This is a genomic window from Microbacterium sp. P5_B6 (assembly GCF_056400345.1).
The window spans coordinates 70,021-80,537 of record NZ_JBFULL010000013.1; the positions used below are offsets into that span (position 1 = coordinate 70,021).

Genomic DNA, 10,517 nt, shown 5'->3' on the forward strand with positions numbered 1-10,517 from the left:
AGGGTAGGGAGCGGACGCCGGCGGAAGCGGCGCGGTGTGTTTGAATCTATGAACGATCATCGGGGGGTGAGAGTTGAGGCACCATCGCCGCCTTCGCCGCGCAAGCGGCGCAGCGGCGTGCGCGGTAGTCGTCGCCCTCGCTCTCGCGGCCTGCTCAGTGCCATCGGCCGCGACGGTCGATCTTCCTCCGCAGACCGACGCTGACTTCCCTGCCGAACTTGTCGAGCAGCTGCAGGGCGCTGTCACGCACGCGATGGCCGCCACCGGCTCACCGGGTGCCGTCGTCGGAGTCTGGGCGCCGTGGAGCGGTGCCTGGGTTGCGGGCGTCGGCACCGAGCAGCCAGCAGGGGCAGGAGCGGCCGTCTCGGTCGACCAGCCCTTCAAGGCGGCACAGATCACGCGCGCGATGACCTGCGATCTTCTGTACCTGATGGTGGCGCGGGGCACGGTCTCGCTCGACGATCCGGTCACCGATTACGTCTCGGGAGTCGCCGACCTCAGCGAGGTGACCCTCGGGCAGCTGTGCGACGGCACAGCCGGCATCGGGACGTACTCCGGCCAGCTGCTGGCGACGTGGCTCACCAATCCCGACCGTGTCTGGAACCCTCGGGAGCTTTCCAGCTACGGCCTCGGAGTGGGGCGGAGCGAGCCCGGAGGGGCGTACCGCGACTCGGACGCGAGCTATGTGCTGCTCGGAGTGGCACTCGAGCACGCGTCGGGGATGAAAGCGTCTCAGCTCATCGATGAGTACATCGCCGGTCCGCTCGCGCTCACAGCGACCGAGCTGCCCGCTGGCGGCGAGAAGTTCCCCTCCTCCATGCTTCCGGGGTACCTCTCCCAGCGCGATGCCGCCGGCGCGGCGAACTGCGCTGCGCCCCTCGACATCACGCAGCTGTCGGCCTCCACGGGCTTCACGGATGCGGGCGTCGTCACCGACATCCACGACCTCGGCCGCTACGCGCAGGCGCTCGCGACCGGCGCCCTGGTGCCGTCGAGTGCCGACCGGATGGCCGGTGCACTGCCTGCGTACGACGGCGCTCCCTCCTGGTTCACGGTGAGCGGCGGGGTCTATCAGGCGGGGTCTCTCCTCGGTCAGTACGGCTCCGTCCCGGGCTATGCGACGGCGGCGTTCGCCGACCCGTCCTCAGGTCTGACCGTGGCGGTGGCGCTCAACAACTCGGGCGCCGGAGCGACTCCTGCCCTCGACCTGGCCTGGGAGCTGGCGGCACTTGCATCCAAGGCCCCCGCCGCCTCCGGTGAGACCGCCCCTGAGGCGGGCCTGCCGTGGACGGCGCAGCAGTACCACGACGCCATCACGAGCGCCGCGATCTGCCCCATTCCGTGACGACCGCTGTCGGCCGCGGGGGTCAGACTCCCGCCGTACTCCTCGTCATTGCCGGCCTTGCCTGCCAGGAGGTCGGCGCCTCCTTCGCCGTGCTCCTGTTTCCGCAGGTCGGGCCGCTCGGCATGGTGATGCTGCGCCTGGTGTTCTCCGCCGTCATCCTGCTGCTCATCACCCGCCCGGCTGTGCGGGGGCACTCCCGCGACGGCTGGACAGCCGTCGTGGCTTTCGGCCTGGTGCTCGCCGTCATGAATGGGCTGTTCTATCTCGCCCTGGAGCGCCTGCCGCTCGGCGTGACGGTCACGATCGAGGTGCTCGGGCCTCTCGTCTTGTCGATCGTGGCCGCCCGGCGTGCCTCGGCCTGGATCTGGGCCGGGGTGGCCTTCGTCGGTGTCCTCGCCCTCGGCGGCGGCGGATGGGAGACGCTCGACCCCCTCGGAGTGCTGTTCGCGCTCGGCGCCGCGGCGAGCTGGGCGTTCTACATCCTCGCCTCGGCGCGGGTGGGGCAGGAGTTCCCCAAGCTCGACGGCCTCGCCCTCGCGATGACCGTCGGGGCGCTCGTCGCACTGCCCTTCGGGATCGTCTCGGCCGGTGGGGCGCTGCTGCAGCCACAGATCCTGGCGCTCGGTGCGGCGGTCGCGGTGCTGTCCTCGACGATTCCCTACGCCCTGGAGCTCATCGCCCTGCGCCGGCTGGCGGCATCCGCGTTCGCGATCCTGATGAGCCTCGCACCGGCGACCGCCGCGCTCGCCGGCTGGCTGCTGCTCGGACAGCGACTCTCCGTGCTCGAGATCGCGGGTATCGCGCTGGTGATCTTCGCGAGCATCGGCGCGGTGCGGTCTTCGCAGCGCGCCACCCGCGAGACGGCGGAACCGCTGGCCTGAGACCGGTGATTCGTCAGCGACGAGCGATCGTCGAACCGCGGATGACGAGCCGGACGGGCAGGTGATGGGTGCCCTCTCCGATGTCGACCCCGTCGATCGCGTCGAAGACCCGCTGCGCGGCGTGCCTGCCGAGCTGCTGCAGGTTGGCGTCGATGCTCGTGAGCTCGGGCCGGGCGTTCGTCGCGAGGACTTCCCAGTTGTCGTATCCGATGACCGCCAGGTCGTCGGGCACGCGACGGTCCAGATCGCGGGCGGTGTCAAGGACGCCGCGTGCGATCTGGTCGGAGCCGCAGAAGATCGCATCGATCTCGGGATGCCGGCCCAGCAGCATCGCGGCCGCATCGCGTCCCCACGGCTCTGACCAGACCGAGAACATCGGCTCGCCGACCAGTGCGAGCCCTGCGCTCTCGAGGGCGGCACGCGCCCCCGCCAGCCGGTCCTGCGCGGCCGCGTAGGCAGGATCGCCGGAGATGTGGGCGATCCGCGTGCGGCCGCAGGCGATGAGGTGCTCGATCGCCAGGCGCCCGCCCGCGTAGTTGTCGGGGGTCAGGGACAGGTCGCGGGGGTCATCCGACGGCGCATAGGCATACACGACCGGTACGGGGAACTCCTGGCCGAGCGACGGCCTCGGGTCGGTCTGCCGACCGACGACGATGATGCCGTCCACCCGGCGGCTCAGCAGTGCCTTGAGGTGGTGCTGCTCGCGAATCGCGTCGCCGCGCGCGTCGCACAGGAAGACATTGACCTGGCCCGCTCCGAAGGCATCCTCGGCGCCCATCAGGATCGGCAGCATGAACCGGCCCTCGAGATCGCTGGTCAGGAGACCGACGGTGCTCGTCCGGCCGGCGAGCAGCCCTCGGGCCATCGCGTTCGGGGTGAAGGACAGGCTCTCGGCTGCCTGGAGCACGCGCTTGCGAGTGGTGGAGGCGACGTCCTCGCGTCCGTTCAGCGCCTTGGAGGCCGTGGCGATCGAGACGCCCGCAAGCCGCGCGACGTCGCTGAGAGTCGCCGTCCGTGACGCGCCGTCGTTCGCGAGCATCTGCCCTCCCGTTTCGGAAACGTTATCGGATTGCTGTCTTGACTGACGGCTGAGAGTCAGGATACCGTTCCGAAATGGGTTTCGGTTGTTTCGAAGTCCGGGCATCCATGCACAGTGCGGTTCGATCGGCCCGATACCGGCATCCGCTCGATGAAGAGCAAGAGGAGACAGCATGACCAATCTGCGACGCCGGCGCGCACTGCGCGCATTGACGGCGATCGTCGCGACCGGGGCGCTCATCGGCGGGCTCGCCGCCTGCTCGAGTGGAGACACCCCTGCGCCCGCCGAGTCGATCGGTCCGGACGGGGTGGATGACGGCTCGACGCTCACACTCTGGACGCGCGCACCGCTCGAGAAGCAGGCCAACCTGCTGGTCGACGCGTACAACGCCAGCCACGAGAACCAGGTCGAGCTCACCGTGGTCCCCAACGACGACTACGTGGCCAAAGTCGGCGCAGCCGCCGGAGCCAGCGGACTCCCCGACCTGTTCGCGGCCGACATCGTCTATGTGCCGAACTGGGTCGAGCAGGGCCTCTTCCAGGACATCTCCGCGCAGATCGACGGCCTCGACTTCAAGGACTCGATCAACCAGGGACACCTCGCCGCCGGAACGAGCGACGGCAAGGAGCATGTGCTCCCGTTCGTGCTCGACCTGTCGATGCTCTTCTGGAACAAGGACCTGTTCACCGAGGCGGGCCTCGACCCTGAGAAGGCGCCCGCCGACCTCGCCGAGTTCGCGGCAGACGCGAAGGCCATTCAGGCGCTGGGCAAGGATGGCGTCTACGGAACGGCGACGGGCCTCAACTGCGGCGGATGCCTCGTCTTCACGTGGTTCCCGAGCGTGTGGGCCGATGGCGAGGAAGTGCTGAGCGACGACGGAACCGAGTCGCTGCTGGCGAGCGACACCGCCAAGGAGGTCTACTCCACCTGGAACGACCTCTGGGAGTCGGGTGCCGTGCTGCCGAGCTCGCAGGACGAGGCAGGGCCGACCTGGACCGCMGGCTTCACCGAGGGCAACGTCGGGCTCATGTTCTATCCCGCCACGCTGCTCTCGTCGACCCCGTTCGACGTGGGCGTCGCCGGCATTCCCGGCCCGAAGGGCGGGGGATCGACGTTCGTCGGCGGCGATGGCATCGGCGTCTCGAAGGACTCGAAGAAGGCCGCACAGGCCTGGAACTTCCTCAGCTGGATGATGTCGGAGGACGCGCAGGTCGAGGTGCTCGCGAAGGACAACGACGTGGTCTCGCGGTCCGACCTCGCCAACAACAAGTACTCCGAGAAGGACCCCCGGCTCGTCACGATCAACGAGGTGGCCGGCAACGGTGACACCCCGGTCGCGCTGAACTTCCAGCAGGCGTTCAATGCGCCCGGCAGCCCGTGGCTCACCCTCGTGCGCAACGCTGTCCTCGACGGCAGCGACACCGTCGACGCCGACAACGAGGGGATCACGGAGATCCTTCAGCAGTGACCGAGGGGGCACAGGCCCGCTCAATGCAGAGAGAACGAGGGTGGCGGGATGCCGCATCCCGCCACCCTCCGACCCATCGACGAGAGAGACCGAGACCCGCATGGTCGCCGACACCATCGCCGCCCCGCCCGCCCGGGCCACGCGTCCGCACCGTACCCGACGAGCGCGCCGTGAGGCGCTGCGCGGATGGACCTACGCCCTCCCCACCGCGGCGTTCGTGATCTTCGTCTTCCTCGTTCCGCTGGGCCTCGTGCTGCGCATGTCGGCGTCCGACTGGCCGCTCCTGAGCGGCTACCAGGGCCCCAATTTCCCCGAGAACTACGTGGATGCCGTCGACCACCGGCTGTTCTGGGACTCCATCGCGTTCACACTGAAGTACACGCTCATCACGACGGTGCTCCTGGTCGGGCTGGGCCTCGGGCTCGCGATGCTGGTGCAGGAGTCGACGCGCTGGAAGGCGTTCCTGCGCACGTCGTTCCTCGTGCCGAGCGCGCTGGGCCTGGCCTCGGCATCCCTCCTCTTCTACGTGCTCTACTCGCCMTACGCGGGTCCCTTCGCCGACCTCATGCAGGCGTGGGGATTCACGTTCCTCGGCACGCCCGAGGGAGCCCTGTGGTCGACGGTCTTCCTCGTGGTATGGCGCTACGCCGGGTTCTACATGCTGCTCATGCTCGTGGGACTCCAGGGCATCCCGGACGACATCTACGAAGCCGCCCGCATCGACGGCGCCTCGCGGTGGCAGACGTTCCGTGACATCACGCTTCCGCTCCTGCGGCCGACGTTCGCGCTGACCATCGTCCTCTGCGTCACCGGGTCGCTCCTCGCGTTCGAGCAGTTCTACATCCTCACCAAGGGCGGGCCCGACAACAGCACCATGACGATCGTCCAGTTGATCTACAACGTCGCGTTCCAGGGCCAGAACGACCTGGGCGTCGCCGCGGCGCTCTCGGTCATCGTGCTGCTCGCGCTCATCGCGATCAACATCTTCCAGCTCCGCGCGTTCCGCCGTCCCGAGGAGGCCTGAGCATGGCGACACCGCAGACCTTCACCCCGACCGACGTCATCCGCGTCGAGCCGTCGGGCTCGGCATCCCGGGGCCGGTCGGCCGCCGGCCGCATCGCTCTCGGAGTCCCGTACTGGGTGCTCACGACGGCGCTCGCCATCATCTTCCTCTACCCGCTGGTGTGGACGGCGATCACGTCCGTCCAGCCGCGGGCGGGGACGAGCCAGACCGACGGGTGGGGCTTCGGCAACTACGTCGCACTGGCCAACTACCAGGCCGGGATCTGGGTGTACCTCGGCAACTCGCTCTTCGTCTCGCTGCTGACCGTGCTGCTCACCCTCACGATCTCGCTGCTGGGCGGGTACGCCTTCGCGCGGTTCTCGTTCCCCGGCAAGAACCTGCTGTTCCTGACCACGCTGGCGATTCTGATGGTCCCGTACGCGACGCTGCTGATCCCGCTCTACGTCATCCTCAACGCCGTCGGCCTCAGCAATTCGCTGGTCGGAGTCGCCATCGTCCTCACGATGTTCCAGCTCCCGTTCTCGATGTTCATGATGCGGATCTCCTTCGAATCCATCCCACGCGAGATGGACGAGGCTGCGATGGTCGACGGATGCTCGACCTTCGGTGCCCTCTGGCGGGTGCTGGTCCCCGCGGTCAAGCCGGGGCTCATCACGGTGGGCCTGTTCGCGTTCCTCGCCGCGTGGAACGACTTCATGGCGCCGCTGATCCTCATCACCGACACCAACAAGATGACGTTGCCCCTCGCGGTCGCGAACCTGCGGGTGCAGGTGCAGGGTGTCATCGACTACGGAGCGACCGAAGCGGGTGTCGTCGTGCTGGCGCTCCCGTGCATCGTGCTCTTCCTTGTTCTGCAGCGCCACTACGTGCGCGGCTTCATGTCCGGTGCCTTCAAAGGATGACGATGACCTCGACTTCGACGACCACGCCCGCCACCCCCGTCGTCCCCGCGCGCGGTGCCCTGCGACCGCTCGGACAGCGAGAGGTGCGGATCACCGGGGGCTTCTGGGGCCGCCGCCAGCAGGTGAACGGCACGGCGACTCTCCCGCACATCGAGTCGCGGCTCGAATCCGAGGGGTGGCTGCCGAACTTCGACCTCGCCGCGGCCGGGGGCCTGCCGGACGGGCGTCGCGGCCGCGAATTCTCGGACTCGGAGGTCTACAAGTACCTCGAGGCGCTCGCCTGGGAGATCGGCCGCACCGACGATCCGGGGCTTGAGGAGCGATTCCGAGCAATCGTGCGGCGGGTGGCGGCGGCTCAGGAGCCGGACGGCTACCTCAACACCAGGTTCGGCCGGCCCGGCCAGCCAGGGCGCTGGAGCAATCTGGAGTGGGGCCACGAGCTGTACTGTCTGGGGCACCTCTTCCAGGCCGCGGTCGCGCGCGAGCGCACCCGCCCGGGAGGCGACGACGACCTGCTGGGCATCGCGCGTCGCGCGGCAGACCTCGTGTGCGACGTGTTCGGCGAGGGGGGCATCGAGTCGATCTGCGGCCACGCCGAGGTCGAGGCCGGCCTGGCTGAGCTCGCCCGCCTCACGGGCAACGACAGGTACCGCGAACAGGCTCGGCTTTTCGTCGAGCGGCACGGCGAACGCACCCTCGCCGAGCACGAATGGGGCCGTTCGTACTATCAGGACGACGTTCCCGTGCGCTCCGCCGAGGTTCTGCGCGGGCACGCCGTCCGCGCGAACTACCTCTCTGCGGCGGCCGTCGATGTCGCCGTCGAGAGCGGCGACGACGAGCTTCTGGGCGCCCTGCGCAGTCAGTGGGAGCGCACCATCGGGCGCCGCACGTACATCACGGGCGGGCAGGGCTCGCACCATCAGGACGAAGCCTTCGGCGACGACTGGGAGCTGCCGGCCGATCGGGCCTACTCCGAGACGTGCGCGGGCGTGGGGTCGATCATGTTCGCCTGGCGGCTCCTGCTCGCCGAGGGGGATGCCCGGTACGCCGACCTCGTGGAGCGGACCCTCTACAACGTCATCGCCACCTCGCCCGACGCGGAGGGCACCGCCTTCTACTACGCCAACACGCTCCATCAGCGGGTGCCCGGCATCCCGGCTGCCTCGGACGAGACCTCGCCCCGGGCATCGTCGTCACTGCGCGCGCCGTGGTTCGAGGTCTCGTGCTGCCCGCCGAACGTCGCCCGCACGTTCGCGAGCCTGGATGGCTACGTCGCGACGGCGACGGGCGACGGCATCCAGGTGCACCAGTACGCGCCGAGCGAGATCCGCACCACCCTCGAGGGCGGCGCTGCGGTCGCGCTCGATGTCGAGACGCGGTACCCCGACGACGGGCTCGTGCGTGTGACCGTGCGGGGGGACTCCGAGTCGGAGTGGACGCTCAGCCTGCGCGTGCCGGAGTGGGCCGCGGGAGCGCGGCTGCGGATGATCGATCGCGAGGGGGTGGTGGAGCGCAGCGTCGAACCGGGGACCGCCGATGTTCGCCGGGCGTTCGCGGACGGGGACGTGGTCGAGCTGCAGCTTCCGATGGCGCCACGCTTATCGGTACCCGATGCGCGGATCGACGCGGTGCGCGGCTGCGTCGCGATCGAGCGGGGTCCCGAGGTGCTCGCGCTGGAGTCGGTCGATCTCGGCGGTGAGCTCCACGACGTGGCGGGCGCCGTGCTCGACTCGAGCGTCCCACCGGTCGAGCGCGACGGGAGGGTGTGGGTGCGGCTGGCCGCTTTGCCCGCCCCGACGGCGGGATGGCCGTATGGAGGGACGACGGATGCTGCGCCCCATGGTGGCCTCGAAGTGCCGCTGGTGGCGTACCACGACTGGGCCCAGCGCGGCCCTTCTACGATGCGGGTCTTCATTCCGACGGTCTGAGGTGTGGCCGCAGCGCCGCCCTTCGAACGGTGCGGCCATCCCTCCCTGTTATGCTGGCCGGGCGCCGAAAGGCACTTCGGGGATGTAGTTCAATGGCAGAACTTCAGCTTCCCAAGCTGATAGCGCGGGTTCGATTCCCGTCATCCCCTCCGAAAAACCGCGGAATTCCGCGGAAGTCTCAGCACAGCACGCCATGTGACGCCACAGCTATGTGTACACCTATGTGTACACCGCGGTGGTAGCCTCTCCGCATGCCGAAGAGCCGCGAACACGGCCAGGGAGCCCTGTACTGGGTCGAATCGCGCAAAATGTGGCGCGCAGTTGTCGACGTCGGCTTCGACCCGGTGACAGGCGCACGGCTGCAGAAGGCTCGCATGTCCAAGACTAAGGACGGTGCGGTCAAGAAGTTGAACACCATGTTGCGCGAGCGCGACTCGATGGGGATCGTCCTCGATCGGTCCACCCGTGTTCGCGAACTCGCAGCGTCCTGGCTCGAGGACGTGTCCGAGCATGCCCGACCGCACACGCTCGCCAACTACCGGTCCGCGTTGAAGGCGAGCGTCCTTCCGACGCTGGGGAATCGGATCGCTGCTGACCTCACCCCTGCGGACATCCGTCGCATGCACAGCGCGATGCGCAGACGCGGCGTCGCGGACTCGACCGTCGCCGGCGCGCACCGCACCCTCGTCAGCCTCCTGGAGTACGGCCGGGCGGAGCGGATCATCGCCGACAACGTCGCGGCAGTCACTCCCCCGCGGCGGACGCGCCCAGGCAAAGTGCGTGCCTCCCTGACGCGCGACGAGGCGAAGTCGCTGCTGGCGATCGCGGATGCGCGGTGGACTCTTGCTCTCCTGACAGGTCTGCGCAGTGGTGAGGCGCGCGCACTGCGCTGGGAAGACATTGATCTGTCGACGGGTGTGGCGAGCTTGTCGTGGTCATTGACTGATGGAACGTTCGCCCATGGCTGCGACGGCTCATGCGGACGAACGCGCGCGGGTGCGTGTCCCGAGCGTCGGCTCGAGCTCGCACCAGACCTGGAGTGGGTGCCGCTCCAGGGGCGACATGTGCTGGTGCGCCCGAAAAACTCGGTGGCGCGTGAGATTCCGCTCACCGGAGCGATGGTCGAGCAGCTGCGCGCTCACGCGTCCTCCGACGGTGGATGGAATTCACACGAGCTGGTGTGGCCCCGTACGGATGGCTCACCGAAGACCAACACCGAAGACAACGAGGACCTTCGCGCGGCCCTTCTCCAGGCTGATGTGGACAGGCCGGATGCCACGACTCACTGGCTCCGACACTCCTACGTCACCCTCTCGGAGCACGCCGGCATCCCGTGGGCGGCATTCTCCGGCGTGAGCGGGCACACCACTCCGGAAGCATCCGATCCCTATCGTCATGTGCTCACGGGAGAGGGTCGGGCTGCTGTCGAGAACCTCGCGGACTGGGTCAACTCGAGTCCATAACCCTAGAATCCGCGGACTCCGGCTTCTTTCGTAATCGCTCCCGTGCTCCCCAAGGAGCTACATCCAACCAGAGGATGCTGGTTTGCTGCGCGACTGATCACGCGACTCATAATCGTGAGGTCGCGGGTTCAAGCCCCGCTCCTGCTACAGAAAACCTCGCATGACCAGGGTTTCTTGCCCCTACGAAGGGACAAGAACTCGATGAGTTCATCACTTATCCCTCTTCGCCAGGCTGGTTGTGAGTCAGTTCACGGTCAGCGAGGAGGGCGGGGTTGTCGATTACTCCGGGGTTCACGACGGCGGAGATCCGCGAGCTTGTGCATGAGTATCAGTTGCAGCCGCATGGTCAGAAGGCGATCTGGCTGCGCGAGCGGGGCCTCACGTATGCGCAGCTGATCAAGTGGCGCAAGGCGGTGTTCGGCGGCAACCTCGACCGCGGCCTGGTGCCGCGGCAGGCTAGGGGAATG

General features: G+C 68.4%; 8 protein-coding genes, 1 tRNA gene and 1 pseudogene. 9 read left to right on the forward strand and 1 reads right to left on the reverse strand.

Going from position 1 to position 10,517, the window contains the following annotated elements; translation table 11 throughout:
- Positions 1–157: 157 nt before the first annotated feature.
- Both AC1DP3_RS15340 and AC1DP3_RS15345 read left to right on the forward strand, forming a co-directional pair.
- Positions 158–1,345, forward strand: coding sequence for a serine hydrolase domain-containing protein (locus AC1DP3_RS15340; RefSeq protein WP_477294750.1), 1,188 nt, complete (start codon positions 158–160; stop codon positions 1,343–1,345).
- Positions 1,342–2,226, forward strand: a complete 885-nt coding sequence (locus AC1DP3_RS15345; protein WP_477294751.1) for an EamA family transporter — start codon at positions 1,342–1,344, stop codon at positions 2,224–2,226. Before AC1DP3_RS15340 ends, AC1DP3_RS15345 begins: the two co-directional genes overlap by 4 nt.
- A gap of 13 nt (positions 2,227–2,239) precedes the next feature.
- Here AC1DP3_RS15345 and AC1DP3_RS15350 read toward each other — a convergent pair whose 3' ends face one another.
- Complete coding sequence (locus AC1DP3_RS15350; RefSeq protein ID WP_477294753.1) at positions 2,240–3,265, reverse strand: LacI family DNA-binding transcriptional regulator; 1,026 nt, start codon at positions 3,263–3,265, stop codon at positions 2,240–2,242.
- A gap of 172 nt (positions 3,266–3,437) precedes the next feature.
- On the opposite strand from AC1DP3_RS15350, the gene AC1DP3_RS15355 reads away from it, so the two are divergent.
- The 7 genes and pseudogenes from AC1DP3_RS15355 to AC1DP3_RS15385 form a co-directional block, all read left to right on the forward strand.
- Complete coding sequence (locus AC1DP3_RS15355) at positions 3,438–4,733, forward strand: ABC transporter substrate-binding protein (protein ID WP_477294755.1); 1,296 nt, start codon at positions 3,438–3,440, stop codon at positions 4,731–4,733.
- Positions 4,734–4,833: 100 nt separating this feature from the next.
- A complete protein-coding gene (locus AC1DP3_RS15360; protein WP_477294757.1) occupies positions 4,834–5,757 on the forward strand; it encodes a carbohydrate ABC transporter permease in 924 nt (307 codons plus the stop codon).
- A 2-nt stretch (positions 5,758–5,759) separates the two neighbouring features.
- Positions 5,760–6,659: a carbohydrate ABC transporter permease gene (locus tag AC1DP3_RS15365; protein ID WP_477294759.1), complete on the forward strand. Its 900-nt coding sequence runs from the start codon at positions 5,760–5,762 to the stop codon at positions 6,657–6,659.
- Positions 6,656–8,587, forward strand: coding sequence for a glycoside hydrolase family 127 protein (locus tag AC1DP3_RS15370; RefSeq protein ID WP_477294761.1), 1,932 nt, complete (start codon positions 6,656–6,658; stop codon positions 8,585–8,587). The genes AC1DP3_RS15365 and AC1DP3_RS15370 overlap by 4 nt, the downstream gene beginning before the upstream one ends.
- A gap of 78 nt (positions 8,588–8,665) precedes the next feature.
- Positions 8,666–8,736: transfer RNA gene (locus AC1DP3_RS15375), tRNA-Gly, on the forward strand.
- A 102-nt stretch (positions 8,737–8,838) separates the two neighbouring features.
- On the forward strand, positions 8,839–10,050 hold the full coding sequence (locus tag AC1DP3_RS15380) for a tyrosine-type recombinase/integrase (RefSeq protein ID WP_477294763.1): 1,212 nt from the start codon (positions 8,839–8,841) through the stop codon (positions 10,048–10,050).
- Between the two features lie 272 nt (positions 10,051–10,322).
- Positions 10,323–10,517: pseudogene (locus AC1DP3_RS15385) on the forward strand (hypothetical protein); the annotation flags it as partial.

Coding starts and splice junctions, on each gene's coding strand:
- AC1DP3_RS15350 (WP_477294753.1), bottom strand. CDS start 3,265: ATGCTCGCGAACGACGGCGCGTCACGGACGGCGACTCTCAGCGACGTC.
- AC1DP3_RS15380 (WP_477294763.1), top strand. CDS start 8,839: ATGCCGAAGAGCCGCGAACACGGCCAGGGAGCCCTGTACTGGGTCGAA.
- AC1DP3_RS15365 (WP_477294759.1), top strand. CDS start 5,760: ATGGCGACACCGCAGACCTTCACCCCGACCGACGTCATCCGCGTCGAG.
- AC1DP3_RS15370 (WP_477294761.1), top strand. CDS start 6,656: ATGACGATGACCTCGACTTCGACGACCACGCCCGCCACCCCCGTCGTC.